At 61.9% G+C, this 25,586-nt stretch carries 24 protein-coding genes and 1 pseudogene; 4 read left to right on the forward strand and 21 right to left on the reverse strand.

Annotated elements, in window-relative coordinates:
• Positions 1-155 precede the first annotated feature (155 nt).
• On the reverse strand, positions 156-1,109 hold the full coding sequence (locus tag JQ575_RS02335) for a tyrosinase family protein (protein ID WP_212031683.1): 954 nt from the start codon (positions 1,107-1,109) through the stop codon (positions 156-158).
• 356 nt (positions 1,110-1,465) lie between these two features.
• Between JQ575_RS02335 and JQ575_RS02340 the strand changes: the two genes are divergently transcribed.
• Complete coding sequence (locus JQ575_RS02340; RefSeq protein WP_283842573.1) at positions 1,466-2,161, forward strand: NAD(P)-dependent oxidoreductase; 696 nt, start codon at positions 1,466-1,468, stop codon at positions 2,159-2,161.
• A gap of 52 nt (positions 2,162-2,213) precedes the next feature.
• Here the strand turns inward: JQ575_RS02340 and JQ575_RS02345 are convergent, their stop codons facing one another.
• The 8 genes and pseudogenes from JQ575_RS02345 to JQ575_RS02375 all read right to left on the reverse strand — a co-directional run bounded on the left by JQ575_RS02345 (position 2,214) and on the right by JQ575_RS02375 (position 8,259).
• The gene (locus JQ575_RS02345; RefSeq protein WP_212031685.1) at positions 2,214-3,164 is read right to left on the reverse strand and encodes a catechol 2,3-dioxygenase; all 951 of its coding nucleotides are present in this window, start codon (positions 3,162-3,164) and stop codon (positions 2,214-2,216) included.
• Positions 3,165-3,261: 97 nt separating this feature from the next.
• Positions 3,262-4,110: a hypothetical protein gene (locus JQ575_RS02350; protein ID WP_212031686.1), complete on the reverse strand. Its 849-nt coding sequence runs from the start codon at positions 4,108-4,110 to the stop codon at positions 3,262-3,264.
• Between the two features lies 1 nt (position 4,111).
• On the reverse strand, positions 4,112-4,312 hold the full coding sequence (locus tag JQ575_RS46360) for a hypothetical protein (RefSeq protein WP_409364758.1): 201 nt from the start codon (positions 4,310-4,312) through the stop codon (positions 4,112-4,114).
• 33 nt (positions 4,313-4,345) lie between these two features.
• Positions 4,346-4,803 (reverse strand): annotated as a pseudogene (locus JQ575_RS02355) (4-carboxy-4-hydroxy-2-oxoadipate aldolase/oxaloacetate decarboxylase); the annotation flags it as partial.
• A complete protein-coding gene (locus JQ575_RS02360) occupies positions 4,800-5,525 on the reverse strand; it encodes a PIG-L deacetylase family protein (RefSeq protein WP_212031687.1) in 726 nt (241 codons plus the stop codon). The pseudogene JQ575_RS02355 and the gene JQ575_RS02360, both read right to left, overlap by 4 nt.
• Before the next feature lie 128 nt (positions 5,526-5,653).
• Positions 5,654-6,658 (reverse strand): tripartite tricarboxylate transporter substrate binding protein, encoded by a 1,005-nt coding sequence (locus JQ575_RS02365; RefSeq protein WP_212031688.1) that lies wholly within the window; start codon positions 6,656-6,658, stop codon positions 5,654-5,656.
• Positions 6,659-6,668: 10 nt separating this feature from the next.
• On the reverse strand, positions 6,669-7,538 hold the full coding sequence (locus JQ575_RS02370) for an amidohydrolase (protein ID WP_249166382.1): 870 nt from the start codon (positions 7,536-7,538) through the stop codon (positions 6,669-6,671).
• Positions 7,539-7,545: 7 nt separating this feature from the next.
• On the reverse strand, positions 7,546-8,259 hold the full coding sequence (locus JQ575_RS02375; protein ID WP_212031690.1) for a TetR/AcrR family transcriptional regulator: 714 nt from the start codon (positions 8,257-8,259) through the stop codon (positions 7,546-7,548).
• 144 nt (positions 8,260-8,403) lie between these two features.
• Here JQ575_RS02375 and JQ575_RS02380 point away from each other — a divergent pair, with 144 nt between their 5' ends.
• Both JQ575_RS02380 and JQ575_RS02385 read left to right on the forward strand, forming a co-directional pair.
• On the forward strand, positions 8,404-9,207 hold the full coding sequence (locus JQ575_RS02380) for a transporter substrate-binding domain-containing protein (RefSeq protein ID WP_212031691.1): 804 nt from the start codon (positions 8,404-8,406) through the stop codon (positions 9,205-9,207).
• A gap of 55 nt (positions 9,208-9,262) precedes the next feature.
• The gene (locus JQ575_RS02385; RefSeq protein ID WP_212031692.1) at positions 9,263-10,240 is read left to right on the forward strand and encodes a tripartite tricarboxylate transporter substrate binding protein; all 978 of its coding nucleotides are present in this window, start codon (positions 9,263-9,265) and stop codon (positions 10,238-10,240) included.
• 19 nt (positions 10,241-10,259) lie between these two features.
• On the opposite strand, the gene JQ575_RS02390 is transcribed toward JQ575_RS02385, so the two are convergent.
• From JQ575_RS02390 to JQ575_RS02400, 3 genes are all read right to left on the reverse strand, one after another.
• A complete protein-coding gene (locus JQ575_RS02390) occupies positions 10,260-11,519 on the reverse strand; it encodes an MFS transporter (RefSeq protein WP_212031693.1) in 1,260 nt (419 codons plus the stop codon).
• 183 nt (positions 11,520-11,702) lie between these two features.
• Positions 11,703-12,710, reverse strand: coding sequence for an ABC transporter substrate-binding protein (locus JQ575_RS02395; protein ID WP_212031694.1), 1,008 nt, complete (start codon positions 12,708-12,710; stop codon positions 11,703-11,705).
• Positions 12,707-14,827 carry a cache domain-containing protein gene (locus JQ575_RS02400; protein WP_212031695.1) on the reverse strand — a complete coding sequence of 707 codons (2,121 nt, stop codon included), beginning with the start codon at positions 14,825-14,827 and terminating at the stop codon, positions 12,707-12,709. The genes JQ575_RS02395 and JQ575_RS02400 overlap by 4 nt, the downstream gene beginning before the upstream one ends.
• 308 nt (positions 14,828-15,135) lie before the next feature.
• Between JQ575_RS02400 and JQ575_RS02405 the strand changes: the two genes are divergently transcribed.
• Positions 15,136-16,146, forward strand: coding sequence for a transporter (locus JQ575_RS02405; protein ID WP_212031696.1), 1,011 nt, complete (start codon positions 15,136-15,138; stop codon positions 16,144-16,146).
• Position 16,147: 1 nt separating this feature from the next.
• Here the strand turns inward: JQ575_RS02405 and JQ575_RS02410 are convergent, their stop codons facing one another.
• The 9 genes from JQ575_RS02410 to JQ575_RS02450 form a co-directional block, all read right to left on the reverse strand.
• Positions 16,148-17,089 carry an HlyD family secretion protein gene (locus JQ575_RS02410; protein ID WP_212031697.1) on the reverse strand — a complete coding sequence of 314 codons (942 nt, stop codon included), beginning with the start codon at positions 17,087-17,089 and terminating at the stop codon, positions 16,148-16,150.
• On the reverse strand, positions 17,086-17,328 hold the full coding sequence (locus tag JQ575_RS02415; RefSeq protein ID WP_212031698.1) for a DUF3302 domain-containing protein: 243 nt from the start codon (positions 17,326-17,328) through the stop codon (positions 17,086-17,088). The genes JQ575_RS02410 and JQ575_RS02415 overlap by 4 nt, the downstream gene beginning before the upstream one ends.
• 3 nt (positions 17,329-17,331) lie before the next feature.
• Entirely contained in the window at positions 17,332-18,363 is a 1,032-nt protein-coding gene (locus tag JQ575_RS02420; RefSeq protein ID WP_212031699.1) for a DUF1254 domain-containing protein, read from the reverse strand.
• Positions 18,364-18,430: 67 nt separating this feature from the next.
• Entirely contained in the window at positions 18,431-18,664 is a 234-nt protein-coding gene (locus JQ575_RS02425; RefSeq protein ID WP_212031700.1) for a DUF1214 domain-containing protein, read from the reverse strand.
• A gap of 9 nt (positions 18,665-18,673) precedes the next feature.
• Positions 18,674-20,032: a DUF1254 domain-containing protein gene (locus tag JQ575_RS02430; RefSeq protein WP_249166383.1), complete on the reverse strand. Its 1,359-nt coding sequence runs from the start codon at positions 20,030-20,032 to the stop codon at positions 18,674-18,676.
• A gap of 149 nt (positions 20,033-20,181) precedes the next feature.
• A complete protein-coding gene (locus JQ575_RS02435; protein ID WP_212031702.1) occupies positions 20,182-21,600 on the reverse strand; it encodes a DUF1254 domain-containing protein in 1,419 nt (472 codons plus the stop codon).
• Between the two features lie 31 nt (positions 21,601-21,631).
• On the reverse strand, positions 21,632-22,657 hold the full coding sequence (locus tag JQ575_RS02440) for an HAD family phosphatase (protein ID WP_212031703.1): 1,026 nt from the start codon (positions 22,655-22,657) through the stop codon (positions 21,632-21,634).
• A 67-nt stretch (positions 22,658-22,724) separates the two neighbouring features.
• The gene (locus tag JQ575_RS02445; RefSeq protein ID WP_249166384.1) at positions 22,725-24,443 is read right to left on the reverse strand and encodes an arylsulfatase; all 1,719 of its coding nucleotides are present in this window, start codon (positions 24,441-24,443) and stop codon (positions 22,725-22,727) included.
• A 32-nt stretch (positions 24,444-24,475) separates the two neighbouring features.
• Positions 24,476-25,399 (reverse strand): formylglycine-generating enzyme family protein, encoded by a 924-nt coding sequence (locus tag JQ575_RS02450; RefSeq protein ID WP_212031872.1) that lies wholly within the window; start codon positions 25,397-25,399, stop codon positions 24,476-24,478.
• Positions 25,400-25,586 lie beyond the last annotated feature (187 nt).

Here is a 25,586-nt window from a genome sequence, read left to right on the forward strand (position 1 = left end):
GGCGACGGAGCCATCGGTCCGCCAGGCGCCGTCGGCGGACGCTGACCTCCGGTAATCCCGTTCCACGGCCACATCGTATCAGGCAGATTGTGGCCAATCGGGTTACTGCCGCTATTGGCGAACGATGCCGCGAGCGCCGGATTGAACCGGCCATTCTAGCGCTGCCACTTTGCCCACAGACGGTCGACGTTGCAATTAAGCAGGAAGAATAGCGGATCTTTCGCAGCCGTGCCGATGCTGGAGATCGAACCGCCGAAGCTGGTATGGGCCGACCCGTGCGGGTTACCTTCCATGGTTTGAAACGCCGCATATTGCGTGCCCAAGGCCAATGTCTGGGGCTCGGTCCGAACGCCAGGCGGCGCCGAGGTCGTGGGGAAGAACGGCCGGCGGTTGATCCCCTGCACCCCATCAGTCTTCCAGAACTGCAGCGGATTGGTGGCGTTGAACTGGACGGTGCCCAGGGAGTTGGAGACGCCGAGGAAATCCCGGTTGAATATCCTTGGCGCAGCCTGATCGAAGCGCCAATACGGTAACGCCACACTCGGATCGATCGCCTGAAGCTCCCGCTCCAGATCCAGAAGGTAGGCGCGATGCCACGGCAGAAAACCCGGAACGCCGTGGGCCTGCGGCGAACTCACATTGGTGTGCATGTTGCGGAAATCCGCAAAGCGCCCCAGACCCTGATTGTTGAGTTGCGCGAATGCCGACACGAAGCGGTCACGCTCGCCCGCGGTCAGCGCGTTGGCGTTCTTTCGAATGCGCACCATCAGCGGGACCGATCCCACCAGCGTGGCGCCAACGCGCGCCTCGATTTTCACGTCGCCATTGTTGACGCTGGGCCGGCCGAACCGGCCGGCGACAAAGAACGGAACGGTGGTGCCGTTGGTCGGAACCGGAAGCGTAAGGCTGTTTGCAAATGCTCCCGTGGCACCTGCCCGGAACACGACCACACCGCCGCTCGCCGACGATACGCCGGCGATGGTGACGTTAACGGTCGGCGACGTGGCGCCGGACGGATTGGTCACCCTGATACGGCAGGGCGAAGGCGCCCATGAGACGAATCGCGTGGCAGCAGTTGCGCCATTGTTGATCTGCAGTTCGACATCCATTGCCGTGCCTCCCGGGCTCGCGACTTTGCTGCGGCTGGCTGCTTGGGCCTGATCGGAGCGACCCGGATCGGCCTGGGCTATTCGCCCGGCTTTGATTTTCCTTGGCAATCGCCAGCGAACATGACTTCAAGTCTATGGCTGCGCTAAAAACAACATACAACCTTTCCGTGCGCATGAAAAGAGCGGCATTGGCGCGATCGGCGATTGACTTCGTCGCCCTGCGGCTTGTGGCAGCGACAGGCGCGCCAAGGCGTCTTCCGAATTGCGGGAGCGCAAACCCGGGCCATGCTTCGAGTCCGCTGTGTTACCATGACGGGAGAAGCACATAGATCACCCAAGCGTACGGGGCGCGCGCAATGAAAGTTTGTATCGTCGGGGCCTCCGGAAAACTTGGACGGTACATGGTGCAGCACGCTCTGGAGCGGGGCTACGAAGTCGTTGGGGTTTGCCGGGCGCGCAGCGTCGGCGAGCTCGACGCGTTAAAGGAGCGCATGACGATCATTCCGGGGGCGACCAACGATCGCGAGGTGATCAAGAATGCTGTCGCGGGATGCGACGGGGTGCTCACCGTGCTCGTGCCGTGGGGGGTCAACCACTACGCATCGGGAACGGCCCAGGCGGTGCTCGACCATGCGCGTCCGGGCGCCCGCCTCGTTTTCTCCTGCGGGTGGCACATCACACGCGACGGCCTTGACGTGTACTCGCTCAGAGTCAAAGCGCTGGTGACGATTGCCGGCAGTCTGGCGCGGCTTTTCCGCGTCGTGGATCTCAACGATCAGGTGGAAGCGTGCCGGCGGGTGTTTGCCAGTGACACGCGGTGGACCGTCGTGCGCGGCAGCGACCTCCAGGAAGGCGAGAGTCATTGCTTACCCGTGTGGAGCCGCCACGTCGGCGACCCCATCCTCAACAGCAACATGACGCATCGCGTCGACTTTGCCCTGTTCATGGTCGCAGCTCTGGAGAATGACGACCTGGTCAGGGAGGCGCCGGCGATCGTCGGCTGCCGGACACCCTCCGCGGTCGAGCACACCGGAACGCTTCGGTCCGGATAGTTCAAAGGTGCGACCGAGCGGAATTCGACGCAGTACGTAGAACCGCCTTCCCTCACACCGGCGGCGTCCCGTGTGTATGGAAAGACTCGATCGTCTTCAGCCCCCAGGCCTGGCCTTTTTTGCGCTCTTCCTCGGTCCAGACGATCGGCTTCCAGTCGGGCGCCAGGATGAGGCGGGCGCCGGCGTTGGCGACTTCGACGCGGTTGCCGCCGGGTTCATAAACGTAGAGGAAGAAGGTCTGCTGGATCGCGTGCTTGTGCGGGCCGGTCTCGATGTGGATGTCGTTTTCCAGAAAGATGTCGGCGGCGCGCAGGATTTCCTCGCGGCTGTCGAGCGCGTAGGTGACGTGATGGAAGCGGCCCATCTTGCCGTAGTGATCGCGGGTGTAGGCAAAATCGTAGCTCTTGTTGCACATCGTCATCCACATCGCGGCTTCCGTGCCGTCGTTGAGCACGATCTGCTCGGTGGTGCGCAGGCCGAGATAGTTTTCGAAGAACAGGCGGTTGGCCTTGATGTCGACCGCGAGGCAATTGAGATGGTCGAGCCGGCGGACATTGACGCCGCGCGCCGGGAACCGCTGCGCCTGGTTCTTCAGCGCAGGTTTCAGTTCGGGCGGCGCCTGATACCATTCGGTCTCGTAATAGAGCTCGACGATATGACCGTCCGGATCGCGGCAACGGAACGCTGGCCCCTGCCCCATGTCGCCGTCGACCCAGCCGATGTCGAAGCCGGACCCCTTCAGCGCGGCGACGCGGCGCTCCAGCGCCTGCGGGCTGCGCGCGCGCAACGCCATGTGCTCCATCCCTGAGGTTTTGGAAGCCGTGAGCTTGAGCGAATAGCGCTCGTAGTCGTCCCAGCCGCGCAAATAGACCGAGTCGCCCTTGCGGCCGCTGACGGTCATGCCCATGACGTCGACAAAGAATTTTTCGCTTTCTTCCGGCTTCGGCGTCAGCATCTCCATGTGGCCGAGATGGGCGAGATCGAAGATCGGCTCTAGGGTCATAGGTGGTCTCTCTCGTAGGGTGGGCAAAGCGCAGCGTGCCCACCAGTTCAACCCAGATGGTGGGGACGGCGCTATGCGCCTTTGCCCACCCTACAAATTACAGCGCACGCGTCACGTCGTCGAACAGCTCATCGACGCTGCAGGCACGGGGAATGAGCCCCTGCTGCGCGCAATAGCCAATGATCAGCTCCAGCGAACGACGCATCTCATCTACCGTGAAACGTGGCGCGGCGGATGATGCCTTGGCCGACTCCGCCAGCAACCGATGCACTTCCCGCACCGCATTCGGATTTTTCTCGCACATTGCCCGGCTCACCACCACCATGTGGTTGATCGGCACCACCTTGTGCTTGGCAGCCCAGGCCTTCTCCTCCGCGGCGACATCGGCGAACAGCGGCTTCAAATCCGCATGGTCCGACTTCTCGCCGAGCACCGCGTCGAGTTCACCGTCCACAAGCATCTGGATGATTGACTTGCCGGGCGGCGCCCGTTTGGTCGTGTCCTTGAATTCGGCGACATGGGCGTCCTCGAAGGTCACCCAGTCGATCGAATTGAGGTCGACGCCGCAATCATTGGCGAGGATGCCGCGCAGCCACGCGCCGGTCGTGGTGGTAAAGGAGCGGATGCCGACGCGTTTGCCGTTCAGATCGGTAGGCTTCAGCGCGCCCCGCTTGGCGTTGTACAGCGCATGTCCATGCTGAAAGCGCGCCATCACCACATCGGGCAGCAGCACCATCGGCTTGTCAAAACTCCTGGCCATCAGATAGGTGACGATGGCCATCTCGGAGACGTCGAACGCGGCCTCGCGGACCATAGGCTTGAAGCCCTTGTTGGTCGGCGAATAGTCGACAAAGTCGAACTCGACCAGATCGGATATAATCGCGCCGCTCCTCAGCGCTGATGTCCCCGGATGGTCGCCGAGCAAAGTGCGAAGGCGCGTTGCCATCTCAGTCGCTCTCCGGCTCGTCGATATAGACAAGGCCGGCCTTCGCCAGCGGCTCGCGCATGTTGTACATGTCGAGGCCGAGGACGCCGGCAGCAAGCTTCTGGCGCTTGCCGTCCTCATCGGCACGGCGCTTCTCGCCCTTGGCGACGACGTCTGCGGCGTCCCTGCGATGGATCACCACAACGCCGTCGTCGTCGGCCACGACCGCATCGCCCGGCACCACGTTGATTCCGGCGCAGACCACCGGCACGTTGACGGCGCCCAAGGTCGCCTTGACCGTGCCCTTGGCGGAAATCGCCTTCGACCACACCGGAAAGCCATCTCGCGCAGCGCCTTGGCATCGCGGACGCCGGCGTCGATCACGAGGCCCCTGACGCCGCGCGCCATCAGCGAGGTCGCGAGCAGATCGCCGAACATGCCGTCAGTATTGTCGGTGGTGCAACCGACCACCAGAATGTCGCCGGGCTTGCACTGCTCCACCGCGACATGGATCATCCAGTTGTCGCCGGGCTGCGCCAGCACGGTCACCGCCGTGCCGGCCGCCTCGCCGCCGGCCCATACCGGACGCAGATAGGGTTTCATCAGGCCGAAGCGGCCATAGGCCTCATGCGCGGTGGCGACGCCGAGCGCGCCGAGGCGGTTCACGAGGTCGGCATCGGTGCGCTTGATATTCCTGACAACAACGGTCTTCATGCCAGTTCCTCCACCGCCATCGGGAACAGCCGCTGATAGGCCTCGCCATAGGTCATGGCCTTGCCGGAATTGCGGCCGCCCTGCATGCCCCGCTGCAGCGCGACGCGCTCATAATACGCCCACAGGTGTTTTTGCGCGGCGAGAATTTCAAAGGTCTTGCGCTTCTGCTCCCAGACCTCATCGATGTTGAGGATCACTTGCGGCTTGAAATTGCACATTTCGGGCTGGTGCGGCTCGAACAGGAACACCGGCGGCGCGGCGTAGGTGTACTTTGCGCCGGGCTTGTGGCCCATCGCCTGCGCCACCACGCGGGTCTCCTGCGCAAAGTGCGCGGCATTGGGATGATCGAAATTGTAGGGATCTTCCAGCGCATGGGTCAGCACGAAGGACGGATTGAGCTCGCGATAGATATCGACCATGCGGTCGAAATGCGCTTCGGTGGTGCGCAGCGGATAGTCGCCGGCATCGAAGAATTCAATTTCCGCGCCCAACATCTCGGCTGCGCGCTGCGCCTCGTCGCGCCGGCCCGCCTTGACCTTCTCCAGCGTGGCATCGGTCTCCTTCCAGGCGAACTGGCTCTCGCCGCGCTCGCCGAACGACAGGCAGGCGATCTTGATGCGGTAACCCTTTTTGGCGTGAAGCGCGATTGCGCCGCCCGCGCGCCAGACGAAATCGCCGGGATGCGCCGTGACCACGAGGCCGGTCTTGCTTGTATTGGTCATTGCTGTTCCTCTTTCGGTTTTCCGGCTAGAGCCTTTTTCCGTTCCGATGAAATCGGAACGGGGCTCTAGATTATTGATCTGACGCGTTTTCTTGACGCGAACCGGTGTCCACTTCGCTGGAAAACGCTTTACTGCTTCTCGATGCCCGCCCGCTCGATCACTTTAGCCCATTTCTCGATATCGTCCTTCAGCCGCTGCGCGATTTCCTCCGGCGTGGAGGACTTGGCCTCGATTCCCAGCTCGAGCGCGCGCTTCTTCAAATCGGGCGTGTCGAGCACCTCGCGGAGCGCGGTATTGAGCGTCTTGATCACCTCCGGCGGCGTACCCTTGGGTGCAAAAATCGCGTTCCAGGACCGCGCCTCGAAATCGCCGCCGCCGGCTTCCTTTACCGTCGGAACGTCAGGCAGGAACGGCGTGCGGACCGAACCCGAAGTCGACACCGCCGTCACCGCCTTATCTGATATGTGCGACTGCACCGCGCTGTAATTCTCGATTCCCATCTGGATATCGCCGCGCAGCAGCGCGATCAGGACATCGGGCGAGCTGCGGAACGGAACGATGGTGATTTCGACGCCGGCTGTGGATTTGAACAATTGCGCCGAGAGGTTTTGCGTCGAGCCGACATTGATGGTCCCGACATTGAGCGCGCCGGGCTTTTCCCTGGCCGCCTTGATCAGGTCCGCCAATTTCTGATACGGCGATCCGGCCTGGGTGACGAGGATGAAGTCGAAATAACCCATGCTCGAGACCGGAACAAAATCCGTGACCGGATCGAATCTCAGGTTCTTGAACAGGGATACCGAGATCGCGGTGCCGTTGCTCAGCAGCGCCAGCGTGTAGCCGTCGGCGGCCGACGACAGCACCGCGCGCGCGGCGGTGATACCGCCGGCGCCCGGCATGTTCTCGACGATGAAGCGCTGCCCGAGCTTTTCACCAAGCTTCTCCGTGACGATCCGCGCAGTGACGTCGGCAACCCCGCCCGGACCGAACGGGAGGATCAACCGCACCGGCCGGTTTGGATAATTCTGGGCGCAGACGATCTGCGGCGCGAGCAGCAATACTGCCAACACAATTGCGCCTGCGATCGATACGCAGCGGCCGTTCAAACCAAAACCCTTGGGCCTGACCGTCATGGTTGATCCATCAGAACTCAAACAGCCGCGCGGGATTATCGACCAGTATCTTTTGCTGCAGCTCGGGCTCCGGCGCGAACAGTGGAATGAGGTCGACCAGATCGCCGTCGTTCGGCATCGCCTTGACGTTGGGATGCGGCCAGTCGGTTCCCCAGATTACGCGATCCGGCGCGGTCTCGATGATGCGGCGCGCGAACGGCACGGCGTCGTGGAACGGCGGACCGCTGGAGGACACCCGCTCGCAGCCGCAGACCTTGACCCAGCATTTCTCGTCGCGCTGCATCAACTCGATCAGGGTGCGGAACGGCAACTGGTCGAGACCGTCGGCCGCCTTGACGCGGCCCATGTGATCGATGGTGTAGCGCACCGGCAGTTTTGCCAGCAGGTCGGCATATTCAGGCAGGTCGATCGCATCGAAATGCAGGTCGATGTGCCAGCCGAGCGGCGCCACCATCGCGACGATCTTGTGGAACACCGCCATGTCGGGCACACCGCCGAGATGGCGCACGAAATTGAAGCGGCAGCCGCGGAAACCGCCGTCGTGAAGCTCCTGAAGGCCGCGCTCGGTGATGGTATCGTCGATGTTCGCGACCGCGCGAAAGGTCCCGTTGCTGACAGCGATGGCGTCGAGCGCAACGCGATTATCGGTGCCGTGCACGCTGGCATTGACGATGACGGCCCGGCCAATGCCGAGCTTCTGATGCAGCGCCCTGAAATCCTCCAGCGGTGCGTCCGGTGGCGTGTACGGCCGCCCCGGCGCGTACGGATATTTGTCGCCGGGGCCGAAAATATGGGTGTGCGCGTCGCACGCCAGCGGCGGCAGGCGAAATTTCGGCGTCCGCGTATTGCGATCCGGGCCGGGAATCGTTGGCTTCGACATCATACTCTCATGCGGGGCGTGAGCGGGAACCGGCCGGGGCTTTTCTGGCTCCGGCTTTCGCAGCGGGCTCCGCGGCCGCCTGGCCGTTGATGTCAGGCGCCTGCAGCGAGGCGACGGTGGCGGAAACCAGTTGCTCGATCGCCTCGGCCATGTCGGCGCCATCGGCCTCGCCGCGCGACAACCGCGTCACCCGCTCCGGGTTGACCAGGGTGTAATAGAGCGCGCCGAGCAGAAACTGGGAGCGCCAGACCAGCGTCTTGCGCGGCAGATGCGGCAGGCTCTGCTCGATCGCTTCGATGAAGGCGTTGGTGGTGTCGTCGAAGATCTCCGCAATGATGCGGCCGACCACGGCGTTGCCTTCCGCCGACATCACCGCGCGCAGCCGCGTGAACCGCGCGCCGCCGCCGGCCAGATCGCTGCTCGACGAAAACGCCGGCTGCACATAGGCGCGTACCACAGCCTCGAGCCGGTCCTGCACGTCGCGCACGCGCCGCGCCGCCACCAATAGCTCGATGCGGCGCTTGTTCATGGGGCCGCAATGCCGCTTGTAGATTTCAAGCAGCAGGCCGTCCTTGCTCTTGAAATGATAGGTGACGCTGCCGGGGTTGGCGCCCGCCTCCAGCGCGATGTCGCGGATCGAAACCGCGTTGAAGCCCCGGGTCGAGAACAGGCTCTCGGCCGCGCTGAGGATGGCTTCCCGCATATTGGGATTGCGCGTCATGAGTTTTCTTTGGGTTCTTCTTTGGGGTTTGCTTTCCGCCTTTTCTTTTGTACAGATGTACAAATTATCAGGTCTAGTCAACAAATAACTGAGTGGCGGCGGGAAACATGACGTCACTCCGTGGACTGGGCATTGGAGAGCGGTATGGCCGGAAGGCGCCAGATTATTGTTGCGGTTCTGACGGTTGCGGCAATCCTTTGCTGCTTCAGGGCCGATGCGGCCGATCCCGACGTCAAACAAATCCTCGCACCGAGCGGTACGCTCAAGGTCGCGCTTTACACGGGAACGCCGACTTCGATTCTGCCCGATGCAAAGGCTGGCGGACCAAAGGGCGTCGGCTACGATCTCGGCAAGGAACTCGCGAGCCGGCTCGGCGTGCCCTTTGAGCCGGTGATTTTCTCCGTGAATGCCGAGGTCCTTGAGGCGATCAAATCAGGCAAGGCCGACATCGCCCTCACCAACGCCACGGCCGCGCGGGCACGGGAGATGGATTTCGTCCCTCCCGTTTTTGAAGTCGAGCTCGGCTATCTCGTGCCGAAGGGCTCGGCGCTGACAGCGCTGGCCGATGTGGATGCAGCGGGCATGCGCGTCGGCGTCACGGCAGGAAGCTCGTCCGATGCCACGCTTTCACGCGACCTGAAGAAGGCCGAGATCGTGCGCGCGGCAAATTTCGATGCCGCCATCGCGATGCTGACGGCCGGCACCCTCCACGCCTATGCCACCAACAAGGCCTCCCTGTTTGAGATGTCGGAGAAGCTGCCGGGGTCAAAAGTGCTCGACGGCCGCTGGGGCGTCGAGCGTTTCGCAATCGGCGTCCCCAAAGGACGCGACGGCGGGATGGCGTTCATCCGGCAGTTCACCGAAGCCGCGAAATCGGAAGGCCTGGTCAAGGCAGCGATTGCGCGTGCGGGACTGCGCGGCGCGGTGATGCCGGAAACACAGAATTAGCGGCGCACGCCGCCCATTTCCAACCATCGATCCGGACAAGAAGGATTTTCGTACCATGCCTACCCCACGCAAACTCATCCGATCCGTTCTGGCCGCGGCACTATTCTCGCTGGCCGGTACGCAGGCAAACGCCGAGGGTTTCCCAAGCATGCCGGTGCGCATTCTGGTGCCCTATGCCGCCGGCGGTGCGGTTGATGTCCTCGCGCGTACGGTCGGCCAGTCGCTGTCGAAGATCTGGGGCCAGCAGCCCGTGATTGAAAACCGGCCCGGCGCCGGCGGCACCATCGCTTCGCAGGCACTGACCCAATCCGCGCCGGACGGATACACCCTGATCCTGGTCGCCAGCGGCCATCCGCTCAATCAGTTCTTCTATCCGAAGCTGCCCTACGACACCTTCAAGGATTTCACCGCGATCAGCGAGATCGCCGCGTCTCCGCTTGCCATCGTCGTCTCCAGGAACAGCCCGGTGAAGAATCTCGGGGAGTTGCTGACGATCGCTCGTGAGAAGCCTGACGCCCTGTCCTACGGCATGTCCGGCAACGGCACGTCGGCGCACCTTGCCGGCGAACTGCTCAACTACATGGCCAAGGTGAAGATCCTCGCGATTCCCTACAAGGGCGGTGCGCCCGCCCTCACCGCCGTGATCGCCGGCGAGATTCCGATCAGCGTCAATCCCTTGCCGGAGGTCGTCGGCCAGCTCGAGGGCTCTACGGTGCGCGCACTTGCGGTGACAACGGCGCAGCGCGCCAAGGCGCTGCCGGATGTCCCGACGGTCGCGGAGTCCGGCTTGCCCGGCTACGACGCGTCGGTGTGGTGGGGATTTCTTGGACCCGCGGGCATGGCGCCGGAACTGGTAGCCAAGATCAACACCGATCTCAAGACCGCTCTCAAGGACCCGGTGGTTCTGACCGCGCTGGAAAAGATGGGCGCGACGCCGGTCGGAAACTCGCCGCAGGAATTCGATGCGTTCATGCGCGCAGAGGCCGCCAAGTGGGAGCCGGTGCTCAAGGAAGCCAACATCAAGATGCAGTGAGGCGCCGCCAACGCGACGCCTAACGCGCATTGGCCGGGGCATGCACCGGCCACAAATCGGCGCGCCAGTGCAGCATGATCGCCAGCATCAAGGCGAGACCGACCGCCGCGTACAGCGTTCCCGTCGCGGCGAAGCCGATCTCGTCGATCAGGCTGCCCGCGGCCAGAAGGCCGAACGGCAGGCCATAGATCACCATCATGCGCACGCCCATCACCCGGCCGCGGAAATTCTCGGCTGCCGTGCGCATCAGGATGACGGCGATCGAGATCATCGCGAGGCTCTGCGAGAAACCGGCAATCACCAGGCAGACGATCGCGGTCGGCACCGTCTGCATCTGCACGAACAGCAGCAGCGTCGCGTACCACAGCACGGTCGAGGCGATCATGAGCCGCGCCACCCTTATGCCGTGGATCAGGCTCAGCACGATCGAGCCCGCCAGCGAGCCGATCGCGAAGCTTGCCGAGAGATAGCCGAGCCCGGTCTGGTTGGTGCCGTAGATCGTCTTGGCCACGTAGGGCAGCAATCCGTTGGTCAGCGGATAGGCCGTGAGGTTGGCGAGGAACGCGACCCACAGCGCGGCGCGCATGCGCGGTGTGGTCCAGCAATAGGCCACGCCCTCCATCAGGTCGCGCAATGGCGAGGGCCGCAGCGCCTCGCTTTCGGTATCGCCGGTCGGATGCGGCTTGGCCGATACCACCACGCACAGCGTCAGCACGGTCGCGATCAGATAGAGACAGACGATCGCCACATAGGCCGGTCCCATCCCGAGCGCGGCGAACAATCCGGCGCCGCTCAGCGCGCCGGCGATGCGCGCGGTATCCATCGTGGTTCGGGAGATGCTGATCGCGCCGATCAATTGATCGCGCGGCATGATGGTCGCAACCAGCGCGCCGCGCACGCCGAGGTCCGACGGACGGACGACCCCCATCAGGGCCGCGACAATAAAAACAAAGAGTGGACTGAGATGGCCTGTCAGCGCCAGCGTCATCAGCGCGGTCGCCAGCACCGCGTAGCTCGCGCGCATCATGGCCAGGAGATCGCGGTGGCCGATGCGGTCGCCGACGACGCCGAACATCGGCGCGACCAATGTGCCGATATAACCAAGGGAAGCGAACACGGTGAGCAGCAGCACCGAACCGGTCTCGACCAGCACGTACCAGCCGAGGATGATCATCTCCATCTCGAACGCCCACGAGGTGAGCAGATCGGCGGGCCACTGGAAACGATAATTCCGGATCCGGAATGGAGCGAGCGCGGAAGGCCGCGCCAAATCGCTCAAGACGCGCCGTCGCGATTCATCGCGTTCCACCCTGCCCTGTTTCTTGTTCTTTGCTAGAGCTTGGATAGCGCGCAGGTATTGGCAATGTCAATTAAGATGGCCCCTGCGCTGCAACAGAGGCATGGCTATCCCGCGTCGCGAAATACCAAGGCCTGGACGAACTGCCGGTATCGCGGCGCGCCCTCACTGAATCTCCGCAAGATAGAGGCTGGGATCGAAATATTCCGTGGCCGGTTTCGCATTCGTCACACCGGCGCCGGCCATGAAGAAGTCGCTGACCTGCTGAAGCCATTTGACAACGGTGCCGTCGAAATAGAGGCGTTTCCACTCCCGCGACGAAAACATCTTTTGCGCCCGGAGTGCTTCGGTAATGTCGGCAACCGTCGCTTGGCGGTAGTGGTTCTTCTGCAAAGCCTGCGCCGCAGCGGCGCTGTTGCGCAGGATATAGTCATTGGCGTCCGCCCAGCCGCGAATGATCCCGCCAAGCACATCCCTGTTGTTGCCATAGTAATCATGGCGCGCGACCCAGCCGCCAACGACGGCCGATTGCGGATAAAATGCCGACGCATCCACCAGCTTGACGGCGCCGGGCACTTTCTCGCGAACCATGATGTTGAAGGGCACCCAGAGCGCAACCGCCGGAACCTCGCCGGAAATGAACGCAGCTACTGCCGCCGACATGCTGCTGTTGCGAACCTCGACTTCGGAATTGTCGATGCTGTTGGCGCGCAACGCGCGATCGAGAAAGATGTGAGCGGTCGTCCTGGTGGTCGTCGCAATGGGTTTGCCCCGGAGATCAGCGAACGAGCGGACGCCGAGGTCGGGCCGCACCCATAGCTGCGTCGTGGCTATTTCGATGTCGTTGATCAGGAATGCACGCCCGGCGCCGAGCGCCAGATAGTTCGAGATCACCCCGCCGGCCGACAGCACATCCACTTCGCCGCGCGCCATGGCCTCGAACACTTCAGGCCCGGTGTTGCGTTCGACCAGTTCGAAATCGATGCCCTGCTTGTCGAACGAGCCGCGGTCGAGACCGGTAAATATCTGGCCATCGACGGCGACGACATGCAGATAGCCAAGCCGGACTCGCGTCCGCGCCTGCACAATCGCCGGCGCCGCAAGGCAGGCGCCTGCCGCCAGTCCGCCGGCCAGGACCTGACGCCTGTTTACCTGGCCCAGTACGCGCCTCATTTGATTGCTCCGGCCGGCGCTGCAAGACGCGTCCCCAACAGTCCGGCACGAAGCTGCTCGGCATGGTAGCGCGCAACGCCGTCGCCGGGATACAAAGCGAGAAAATCGGTGACCCATACCAGCGCTGCGGCCGGCTGCTCCTGCCGGATCGCAGCGTACACGATTTCCCAGCGCTGGCAGAAGGCATGCTCCGAAGCTCCATCTGTCTCGCCACGCAGTTCAAATATCCGCACAGCTTCCGCGAATCCTTTCGGCTTGATCTCGTCGACGCTGCGGAAGCTGAAACGCCCTTCGACGCGCTCCTTCACCGCGACGCTCACCAGCACTCGCGTGCCGTAATTCTTGTTGAGCCCTTCGAGGCGGGCAGCCAGATTGATGTTCGCGCCGAGCGCCGTGTAGTTCATGCGATCGGAAGAGCCGACATTGCCGACGACGGCATCGCCGGCATGCAGGCCGAAGCGGGTGCCATAGGCTGGCCAGCCGACTTCGCGGAACTGTTCGTTCAATTCGTTGTTGCGCCTGAGGCAGGCAAGCACGGCCTCACAGCCGTGAACGACGTGATCGGGATCGTCATCAGGCGCATTCCAGAACGCCATCACGGCATCGCCGATGAATTTGTCGATGGTGCCGTGATGCTTCATGATCGTCTCCGACAGCGCCGCGAAATAGCGCGAGGTGAAAATCATGACGTCGGATGGATCGGCCTTTTCCGTCTTGGCGGTGAAGTCGGCGACATCGGTGAAGAGCACGGTGACTTCCCGCCGCGTGCCCCCGAGCTCGATCGACGCGCCGGACTCGATGAGTTGCCGCACGATCGGCCGCGGTACGAAGCTCGAGAAGTTGCGGACTGCCGTCCGCATCGTGAAGACCGAGCGGCCGAGTTCGTTGATCTCGTCGATAACCGAATGCAGTCTCGGGCGATCCGTGAGCCGAAAATGCTGGATGTCGTCGGTCTGCTGCGCGAGGTTTCGCAGCGACCGCGCGAGCATGGAGCCGAGCCAGATGGCGAGCGGCAGCATGCCGAGCACAAATCCGAGCGCCAGCAAAAAGAGGCCCCTGCGTTCCGAGATGATCTGCGCAAAAAACTCGTCGAGCGGCGCGATCACCGCGAGTTTGATATTGGCATTGCCGGCCGTCTCGACGCCGTGGAAGGCAGCGACATAGCTGCGCCCGGCGTCGTCCGCAAAAAAGTGCTGGGAAGCGCCGCCCTTTCGCCAAGCCCCGACCGCTTGCATGAGACCGGGCAGCTTGATGGCATTCATCCGGGGCAGTTCGTCGCCCCGTTCGGGAATTTCGTCCATCAGCCGGCTCATCTCGGGATGGCCGACGATCCGATCGGAATCGTTAAACAGAAAGGCAAACCCGGAATTGCCGAGCCCCTGTTCGCCCAGCATCGCCTCGAGGCGATTGAGCAGGAGATCGGCCGCCACCACGCCACGCCGGCCTTCCTTCAAAACTGTCCGCAACGTGTAGCCGGGCTGCCCGGTCGCGAAGAACACATACGGCCCGGTGAGCAGCGTTTTCTCGTCCTTGAAGGCCTCGACATACCAGGGACGCTGGCGCGGGTCGTAGCTGGCCGGCGCCTTGGTCTCCGCTACCTGGATCAAGTTCTCCGAAAGGAACAATGTGACAGGCGACGACGACGCCGCGCCGGTGCGGGAAATGATGACCACCCGGAAAGCGGCATCTTCATCCACACCGAGGCTGGCACGGAAGGCCGGCTTGGCGCGATCGATCACGTCCATTTCCAGGAACGAGCCGTCCTCATAGCCGACATAGAGATTGAAAATCTGGGGGTTGTTGCGCAACATCGAGGCCATCAGGCCATAGAGCCGCGAATTGTCCTCGATTTCGGCCGATTGAATCGACGGCAGACCTGCGAGAATTTCGAGGCTGTCGCGCACGTTGCGAAATTTCGAATCGATCCGATCGGCGCCGAGCTGCGCCACCTTGTCGATGAAGGTGCTCGCCGCCGTTTGTGTGATCCGCGACACGCGGCTGAAGCTGAGATAGACCAGCGTCAATCCGACAAACAGCACCACAGCCACGAACAGCGTAACGATCGAGGTACGAAACCCGATACGCATCTTGCGCTGTTCTTCGGAACTGCTGGTCATCTCTGGACCTCGAGCTTCGTCTTCGCGATTTCGAAGGCGGACGCTCCGCAACGCCTGGCATCAGAATGCCTTCGCATGGCAATCGTTGAGAACCGATTAGGACGGCAAACTGCAGCGGTGGCACAAACTGCATATTGGTTGTCCCGAAATGCAGCATTGGAACACTCTAACCGGCAAGGTCGCGTGGCGATTAAGTCACTACCCAAAAAAAATCTTCGGTTGTGCGGGCCGAACCGTAAATGAGGTGCAAAACCAGCTTCGCCTTCTTCTAGAATGAGCTGTCTTTTGGCGCCTCCGGGAGAATCCAAATGATGGACCGATGGTCGCAACAAGCGCTCGCAGTCTTGACGTTCACCGCGATCGCTTTGGTGCCGCTTACTGCAAAAGCGGACAACGGCGGCATCGGGTTCTGGTTGCCGGGCACCATGGGCAGCCTCTCCGCAGTGCCCGGCCAGCCCGGGATGAGCTATACTTTCCAGTATATTCACCTCGACGCCACAGCCGGCGGAGGCAAGGCCCTCCAGAACAATTCCAACATCGTTGCCGGTCTGCGCGCAAAAGCGGATGTCGGCGTATTCCTGCCGACCTATACTTTTGCGACACCTGTGCTCGGCGGCCAGCTGACGATCGGTGCGGCGACCGTGCCCGGCAATATCGGCGTCGATATCAACGCGACGCTGACGGGGCCGCGGGGCAACACGATTTCCGGCTCGGCGTTCGACAACCGGGTCACCTGGGGCGATGTGTATTACATCGGTACCCTGAAATGGAATTTCGGCGTCCACAACCTCATGACCTACGTGTTCGGCAATATCCCGACCGGTACCTATGATTCCACCCGCCTCGCGAATCTCAGTCCCGGTTTTGTCGCGGTCGATAGCGGCGCCGGCTACACCTATCTCAATCCGAAGACGGGCCAGGAGTTTACGGTGGTCGGGGGCTTCAGCTTCAGCGGCACGAACACGGCTCTGGATTACCGCAACGGCATCGACTTTCATGCCGACCTGGCGGCTTCGCAGTTTATCGGCAAGAGCGTTCATGCAGGGGTGGTCGGCTATGTCTATCAGCAGGTCACCGGCGACACAGGCACCGGCGCAAAGCTCGGCGCCAACAGGGGCACGGCAATCGGCATTGGCCCGCAGATCGGTTTCTTCTTTCCAACGTGGGAAGGCTACACCGGCTATCTGAACCTGCGCGGCTACGCGGACGTCTTCACCGAGAACCGGCCGGCGAATGCCACATTCATGGCGACCCTGAGCTTCGCGCCGGCCGCTCCGGAGAAACCGGTGACGCCGCGCGGACCAAGGCACCTGAAGTAGGTTAGAACGGATTGACATAGTTCAATATCGCGACCTGGCGCAGGATCACGCGCCGAATGACGTGCGTTGGTTTCAGATGTTCGGTGTAGATCGCAGCCGTGCCAACCGAGCCGGCCGGCAGTTTCCGCGCGACCTCGGCATCATCAAGCTTGACGCGCACCACGAAGGGAGCGGCTTCAATCGCTTTCGGCATGACGGCGATGCCGGACGCCTGCGCCTGCCCCGTGGCAAGGGCCTGCAGCACGCCTTCCACCTTGCCAGCGTAGACCTGACCGGGTGCAAACTTGAAGGTTACCTCAGCCTCCTGCCCCGGCTCGACGTAGCGTGCATCGATCTGGTTGATCTCGACACCGATGATGGTGCCTGATGTGTCGATGAACGCCATTACCGGCGCCAGCGGCAGGTTGGTGACGCGCGCACCTTTGCGCAGCGCGAGGTTGGTGACATAGCCGTCGCCCGGCGCGCGGACCGTCGTCTTGTCGAGATTCCACTGCGCCGCCTCGAGCTGCCCCTTGAGCTGGTCGACCTCGGACTGCCGCTGCTCGACATCGAAGCCGCGGCCGGAATCTCGCTCGAACAGTTGCGTCATCTGGGCTAGACGCGTCGCCGAGAGCTTCAGCTGCGCCTCGATCGTCCTGACCTGCGCCTGGTATGGCGTGGGATCGATCCTGAACAGGATATCACCCGTCCTGAGTGGCGTGTTGGCCATGACCGGGACCTCGGCGACCTCGCCCGCCACATCAGGCACGATCGAGACGGCATGGCGCACGACCAGCGCCGGGCCCTGCGGCGCGCCCCAGCCCATCGGAATGAACAGGCCGAGGTTGAGAAGCAGCAGCACGATGAAGGGCGACGCCTTCCAGAAAAGATTGAAGCGCACGATGCCGAGCCGCACGATGGCGAAGAGAAAGACCAGGTAAGCCGCCATCAGCGCGATCATCATGGCCGTGTCTCCGCGCGCGGACGGGGACTGTCGACATAGGCCCAGATCAGCGCGACCGGCCAAAGCGCAAAACCGCAGATCAGCGTGACCCAGCCGGCCACCGTCACCGCCTCCGCCCATGGATGGTTGCGGCTCCTGGCAATGTGCCCCGGCAGCCAGCCGGCGATGCAGAACACCGCGACCACGCAGGCAATCAGGATGATCAGCACGATCCAGGCGAAGATGTCGTAGCCGGACATGGTTCAGCTCACGGGTTTCGGCTCAGGGAATTTCCACTTGCCGTTCAGGATTTCCGCGCGCGGGCGATAGAGCCGAACGGTGTAGTTCCAACCCGGCATGATCGGCAGGCACTTCGGTATCTTGCCGTCGCAGCCGCCGAACTGGACGGCGACCGAACCATCGGTGCTTTTCTTCGCCGTTAGATTGTTGACGGTGTAGGCGTTGTAACTGTTCGGCTCGAAATAGCCCTTGGCGTTGTAAAGGCTGATTGACCAGAAGCCTTCGACGGGCACATTTCCGACGCTGATCTTATGGACGGTCGTGCCGTCATTCCGCGCGGGGGTGACGTTGAGATAGATGGCATCCTTCTCGGGATTGCCGCCCCAGAGGGCCGCTGATCCGACGAGAAAGCGCACGGGATCGACCTGGTCCCGACTGCCAAACATGCGCTTCGAGTCGGGAAGCGTCGTGCTGAGAACGATCAACGCCTCGCGCACCTTTTTCTGACTGACCGGATCCCAGTTCGGCACCTCGAATTTGCCAAGGCTCTTTTGGACGACCTTAATGGCGTCCTGCAAAGCGACGCCGGTCTGGATATCTTTCGGATCGTTCGGGTCAACCAGTATCCGGTTCGCGACCATGACATAGCGCGTTCCGATCTGCTTCTTCGTAAGCGTATGGGTGCCACCATAAAACACGGCGGGTGAGTACTGGTTTTGATCAATCAGCTGCATCGAGATGAAGCGTTTGCCAGCGTCAGGCAACGTGACCGTGACGGGTCCGGCATCCAGATCGAACACCGCTCCGCCATAAAGGGTGTCACGGTTCATACGGACAACTGTTTGCGCTTCGATCAGCGAGGGCGTGCGCGTGAACTCGAACTTGCCGAAGCCGTCTTTCTTGACGATTGCGTTGAAGTACAGATCAGATTCCGGACGGGCGAAGTTTTCGACGGTGACGGGGACGACGTTGGCGGGGGGTGATTGCGCGAGAGAATTTCCGCTGAGTGCAGCGGAAGTCGCGATAACCAATCCGAGCAGGAGTTTCGTTTTCATGATCCACCTTTAGTCGGTCTCTTGTATATCCGGCAGCTTCCACGTTCTCTCTTCTCATTTTACGGCCTCACTTTTCTGGCTCCAGCGGTGGCAGCTTCCATTGCCCCGTCATCGCCGCCTTGCTCGGTCCATAAACGCGCGCGACCAGGCTGCATTTCGCCGCCGGCGCCGGCAGCCAGTTGCTCTCCTTGTCCTTCCCCGGTGAGGCGTTGCTCACATAGATCGTGAGGGAGCCATCCTTGCCATATTGAAGGGCCAGGATGATCAGCACGATCCAGGCGAAGATGTCGTAGCCGGTCATGACGCTCTCCTAACTGACGCGCTGCACCGCGGGCGGCGTCCAGGAGCCGTCGATCACCGGCGCCTTCGGCCAATAGGCGCGGACGTAGAGCGAGAAGTCTCCCTTGGGAGCAGGCAGCCAGTTGGCGCGCTGTGTGGGATCGGCCGGCGCCTCGGCCTGCACGTAGATGGTGAGCGAACCATCGTCGGCGAGTTTAAGGTCCTTGTTCTTGGTGCCGACCGAGAACCGGTTGATCGGGTTTGCAACAAAGAAATGGTGCTGATTGTAAATCGAGAGCGACCAGAAACCATTCACGGGAGGCGTGCCGTCTTTCGCGAACGTCACCGTGTAGCGGTTGGCGTTGTTGAGCCGTGCCCCCGAAGCATCGAGGTCCTGATAGAAATACTTCGTTTCGTTCGGGGCGTTCACCAGGATGTTCGATTTGGCAACTGCTGTGCGGGTAAAGTAATCGGTGCCAAAGGCGGCTTCGTTCGAGATCGTGCTCCAGTGGTACGGAAGCTGCTGGCCGTAGTTGCGGAACTGGAACAACGGATTCACCACCTTCTCTTCGGCGTCCTTGGCGGCCTCAATCATCACCTGCTTCATTTTCGGATTGTCCTTGGCGGCCGCCAGCACGGCGAGCAGTTGCGCGTAGCGCGCTTCCTCGCCGGGCAGCGGCGGCGCATCGGCGAGCACCGCAGGAAGTTCATCGAAAAACCTTTCAGGAAGCACCCAGCGCGTTTCCTCTTCGCCGGGAGGCGCGCCGGGGACTTTGGGCAGCTTGCTCCACTCGACCTTTTTCAGACGCCCGTCGTACTCCGCGACCGGGTACATCGCGATACCGGTCAGCACGTCCTGAATGGCGCGCTTGTCTTCCGGCGTGTCGTTCTGAGCGATACGTGGCGCGACAAGGCCGGTATTGCTCGATGCGCGGAATACGCGGGTGACGCCTTTCGGCACTTCAGCGTTCCAGTTGGGCCCGACAAGGAGGTAGAAGCCGGGTGTGGTGCCGTACATCTTGCCGAGCTGGACGAAGCTGTCGGTGCGCAGATCGACGATCTGATAGACCCAGAAGCGATCACCGAAATCCGGCACCTGGACCACCACCGGAGAAACATCCATCGCGACCATGCCGAGGCCGTAAACCACATCCTGGTTCGGGCACGCGACATTGCGCTCTTCCGGATTGACGTAATCCGTGAGCATGGTGAGGCGGTTGAGCGGCGCCTCGAGCAATGGGCCGACATACCGCTGTTCCGTCATCTTCGAGAATGCAAGCCGGCGGTTATAGGTATTGACCAGCGGCCAGGCCCAGAAGAAGGCATCGCGCGCGACGTGGGCGGCGTACGCCTCCGTGATCTTGACCCGTGCGTCGGGAGCGGCCGGCATGGCGCGACCCCACCCCGGCGATGGCGGCAAGGGTTGCGGATTGAGCGATGATGTCTCGGCGCTCGTGGTGCACGTACTTCCCGCGAGCAACGACGCGACGCCAAGCGTGGCTCCTGCAAGCAGGATATTTCTACGATCAGCCTCTGCCCTCATTTGCTGCCCCCTATCGTCGATGCCGTGATCGCCTCCACGTCCGGCAGCTTCCAGACCTTGTCGAAGAACTCCTTCTTCGGTCCGTAGAGGCGGAACATCAGCTCGAACTTGCGGGCGGGATCGGTCGGTATCCAGTTCGCCTCCTGGCCGGCCGGTGCCTTGGCACCGACGTAGATGTCGACCGAGCCGTCGGAATTCTTCTTCACGTCGGAAGCGTTCGACGCACGGCTGGCGCGATCGACATTCTTGATCAGTGCGTGGGTGTCGCGATCATAGGCTGTCAGCGACCAGTACTGTTCGATCGGTACGCCCGCGGGAACGCGGAGACGATAGGTCTTTACGCCCTCGTAATCGGCGCCGTCCTTGTCCTTGATGTTGATGAGGTAGAACTGGCCGGCGCCCATTCGCTTGAGGGCAATGTACGCGTAGTGATAGGCGACGCCGCGCCAATCGACGGGGTAGGCATTTGGATCGTTAAAGTTATCGCCTGCCGCCTTGATCAACTCGGGATGACCGGGGAACGTCCAATGCGTCCCCTCAAAGAACGGTGGTAAACCGCCGTCGTATTTGGCGGCCATCCACGCATGGGCTTCGGCGATGCCCTCCTTGAATGCCTGCTTCGTCTTTGCGTCGGGAGCAAAAGGTTTGCCCTTCTCGATGCCGATCGAGCGCAACTGGTCGATCATGGCACGATCGCGATCCAGCCACGGTTCGCTCTGCACCATCCGGTCGAGGTTTGTGTAGAAGCTCTCGTCGAACCGGATGGTCGTATCGAACAGGATATCCTTCACGTCGGTAAAGGTCGTCGCAGGCGGATTGAATGCCTGCGAGAGCGGATAGACCTTGATCTGCTTCGCGTAGGCGACTGACTTTGCTACGTCCGCGTCGCCGTGGCTCTTCAGGTTCGACCTGATCAGGCCGTAGCTGCCCCACGTTTCCGGCTGCAGCGCCTCATAGCCTGACGGCACTTGTCCCTTGTAGCCGGGCGGCAGCATCAAGAGCTTGACGCCCGCCCCCTTGTCCACGCCGAGCAATCCGGCATCTTCGAGCGGTGCCTGCCAGATATTCACGAAATTGGCGTTGAGGGAGCCGTTTGCATCCGCAGGCGGAATCTCGATCACGATCGGCCCGACATCTCTGGTGTTGAGGAACGTCATTAAATAGAGCGTGTCGGGATTGGGCGTCAGCGTCTGGTTCTTCCAGTCGAGCGGCTTGCCCCAATAGATCACCTGGTTCACCTTGCCTGGCGTCTTGGTCAGCATTTCCTGCAGCATCAGGTCGTAGTTGACGACGGGCATGCCCCAGATTGCCGCTTCGACGGCGCGGCTGCGAAGCAATCGCTCCTGCGGCGTTTGAGCGATCGCAACTCCCGCAAGGCAGGAAAGGACAAATGTAACAAACAAAGTCTTGCTCATCGTCATCTCCTTCAAAACTGGTTCAGGCGTCCTAGGGTTCGAACGCGAAAACCTTCTTCCAGTCCTGTTTCATGTCCACGACCGTCCAGCCTTTTGCTTTGGCTTCGTCCCACGCCTTGTCGAGCTGCCCGATTTTGGACGGGCGGTCGTAGGCATATTCACGTGTGCTATCTGTGTGGTGCACGATGCCGGCGAAGCGCGCGCCGCTTCCTGCCGTGGTCCATTGCAGCATCTGATGGTCACCGTCCGAATTGCCGAAGGCGAGGATCGGGCGGCGGCCGATCATCATGTTGATACCAGCAGGCTTGCCCGGGCCGTCGTCGATGAACTGCACTTTCGCCGTCTTCAACAACGACGGCTTGCCAGCGGCGTCGAGCCGGTATTGCGTGACGCCGGACGAGCCCACCACCTGCTCGGGCGGGATGCCGTAGGCCTTCTCAGCCCACACCCGCATGAACTCCACGCCGCCGCCGGACACGATAAAGGTCTTGAAACCGTTGGCCCGGAGATAAGCCAGCAGTTCGACCATCGGCTGGTAGATCAGTTCGTTGTAGGGCCGGTTGAAGCGCGGATGTCTGGCGGTCGCGAGCCAGTCGGCGACGGATTTTGCGAATTCGTCCGTGGTCATGCCGCTATGCGCCGCGGCCATCAGCGTCAGCACGCCCTTTTCGCCCTGCTCCGCCAGCGCCTTCCTGTCGCCGGAAAGGAACGCCTTGAACGGCTGCTGGCTTTTCCATTCCGGATGGTTGGGTGCCATCGCCTTTACGCGGTCGAGTGCGAAGGCGGCCTGGAAATAGACCGGCTGCTCGCACCACAACGTGCCGTCATTGTCGAACACGGCGATGCGTTCCGCCGGCGGCACGAAATCCGTACCGCCCTGCGTCGTCACCTTTGCGACGAAGTCGGTAATGGATTTCTTGGTCGCGCCATCGTTCCAGGAGGGCAGTGCATCAGTCTGCCCAAACGAGTCCTGGATTGAAAAGCCGGACAAAGAGGCGATAAAAAGCAACGCCAAGGCGCGGCGGCGGGAGGACTGAAATGTTTCGGTCATCATCATAGACCTTACAGTCGCAGACAGCGAAGCGCCGGCAGCATGGAGCCGGCCGGCAACTTCGTTTCCTCGATTATTTCTCGATGCCGCGATCCTTGAATGACTTGTCGATCGCCTTGTTGACCTCTTTGCGAACGCCCTCGACATTGAAACTGGCTGGGCGCTGGCTCGGCGGGTAGTCGACGAACGTTTGCAGGAATGCCGCAGCCTTCAATTGTCCCTTCACCATCATGTAATCGTTCTTTGCCAGGAAGTCGTAGTATTGGTCTGAAACGACGTCGGCGCGCTCATAGGGGTCCATCCGAAGATTGAATATCTTCGGCACGCGCAACGTCGTGAAGGGATTGGCCCACACCACCATGCCTCCCAGTTGACGCTGCTCGGCAAAAACGATCTTCCAGTCGTCGTAGCGCATCGCCACCAGATCGCCATCGTCATTGAAGTAGTAGAAGTCCGAGCGGGCGCTGTTCGGCGATTTGCCGGTCAGATAGTCGAGCTGGTTGTAGCCGTCGAGGTGGTTCCTGAAGGTGGTTGGATTTCCCTCCGGCTGCCAGCCCTTGAGCAGCCGTTCCTTGACATCGGCATCGCCTGCGGCGGCGAGCAACGTCGGGAACCAGTCAAGACCGGAGACGATCTGGTTTGAAACTTCGCCGGGCTTGATCTTGCCCGGCCAGCGCACCATCGCCGGAACGCGGAACGCACCTTCCCAGTTCGTATTCTTCTCGCTGCGGAATGGCGTGGTGGCGGCGTCCGGCCAGGACCATTGATTGGGGCCGTTGTCAGTCGTGTAGACAACGATTGTGTTTTCGGCGATCCCGAGGTCATCGAGCGCCTTGAGGAGCTTGCCGACATGACCGTCATGTTCGACCATGCCGTCGGCATATTCGTTGCCGACCATGCCGCTCTGCCCGCGCATCGACTGACGCACATGCGTGAAGGCGTGCATCCGCGTCGCGTTCATCCAGGTGAAGAATGGCTTGTTGGCCCTTGTTTGGCGCGCCATGAAATCGATCGCGGCGTCTGTCGTCTCGTCATCGATCGTTTCCATTCGCTTCCTGGTCAGCGGCCCGGTGTCTTCGATCTTGCCGCCGGCAGCGCTGCGGATCACCCCGCGCGGGTGATAGGCCTTGAGGAACGCCGGATCATCCTTCGGCCAAAATGGCTGCTCGGGCTCCTCCTCGGCGTTGAGATGATAGAGGTTGCCGAAAAATTCGTCGAAGCCGTGATTGGTAGGCAAATACTCGTCGAGGTCACCGAGATGGTTCTTGCCGAACTGTCCCGTAGCGTAACCCAGCGGCTTGAGCGCCTGAGCGATGGTGATGTCGCCTTTCTGAAGGCCAACCGAAGCACCGGGTGCGCCGACCTTGGAAAGGCCGGTGCGCAGACACGCCTGGCCGGTGATGAACGTCGATCGGCCCGCCGTGCAGCTGTTCTCCGCATAATAGTCGGTGAACATCATGCCTTCTTTGGCTATCCGATCGATGTTCGGAGTCTTGTAACCCACCACTCCGAACGAATAGGCGCTGATGTTGGTCTGGCCGACGTCGTCACCGAAGATGACCAGGATATTCGGCTTGCGGCCGGACCCCGCAGCAGCAGGCGGCGGAGCCGGAGTTGGCGCCGCGGAGGTTGCCGGCGCGGCCTTCTGGGCCTGCGCGAGTGCGCCGGTTGTCACAGCAGCCGCTGCAACCAGGGTCGAGGTTCCAAGCAGGACATTGCGGCGGCTGACGGTTCGGTTATCGGTGGCGTTGCTAAGGCCGTCGGTAGGGTTGTTGGTCTTGCTGCCTGACATTCAACTCTCCACTTGTTGCACGACGTTGGAAATCATTGCGCGAGTGGTTTCCTCACCACACACCGGAACCCAAGGTGACTGGTCGAGGTATCGATCGCCTCGGCATGCCGCGCCGCCGGGCGATAGCGGCGGCAATAGTTCGGTGCGCACAGATGCGAACCACCCTTGATGACCTTGCGCGGGATTTTGACGTTCGGCTGGCGGGGGTCGTAGCTGCCCTCCTCCCGCCCGCCGCGCGGATTTTCCGGGATGCAACACGCCTTCGGCGCGTCGGCTTCATGCCGGGGCGCGTACCAGTCCGAGGTCCATTCCCAGACATTGCCGATCATGTCGTGCAAGCCATAACCGTTCGGCGGAAACGCCGTTACCGGCGAGGTGCGCTCGTAGCCATCCTCATGGCGATTGTGCAGCGGGAATTCGCCCTGCCAGGTGTTAGCCATATGCACGCCATCGGGCGTAAGCTCGTCGCCCCACGCGAATTCGGCGCCATCTAGCCCGCCGCGCGCGGCGAACTCCCATTCGGCTTCGGTCGGCAGATCCTTACCCGCCCATCGCGCATAGAGCAGCGCGTCCGAGTAAGACACATGGACGACGGGATGATCATTCAGGACGTTGATGTCGCTCCTGGGTCCATACGGATGCCGCCAGTTGGCGTCCTTCATGAAGGTCCACCACTGGCTCCAGTCGCGCAAATCATAGGTCGAGTGCGGCCGCTCGAACACGAGAGAGCCCGCGTACAGCATGTGCGGCAGGGCCCCTGGATAATGCTTCGGATCGGGCGGGATTTCGGCAAAGGTTTTGTGACCTGTTGCGATCACGAATTGCTTGAACTGATGGTTGGTCACCGGCGTGCGGTCGATCCAGAAGCCGTCCACCGTCACGCGATGTACCGGCGCTTCCTCAGGGTAATGATGGTCGGAGCCCATTCGGAATGTGCCGCCGGGAATCCGGACCATGTCGGCGGTCCGGCCCTCTTCCGACGGCGTGTCGCCCTGCTGGACGTCGGTTTGCAGCAGCGTCATGACCCTGACTCCTGACGTGCGCGGTTACGGGCAAACGTCCCGGAAGCCCTGCGTCTTGCTTGGATCGGAGTAGTACCTGCAGTAACCCGGCACCGGCGCGCGGACTTCGGTCACCAGATTA

Origin of the sequence: Bradyrhizobium sp. JYMT SZCCT0428 (genome assembly GCF_018131075.1) — a bacterium.
Lineage (GTDB): Bacteria > Pseudomonadota > Alphaproteobacteria > Rhizobiales > Xanthobacteraceae > Bradyrhizobium.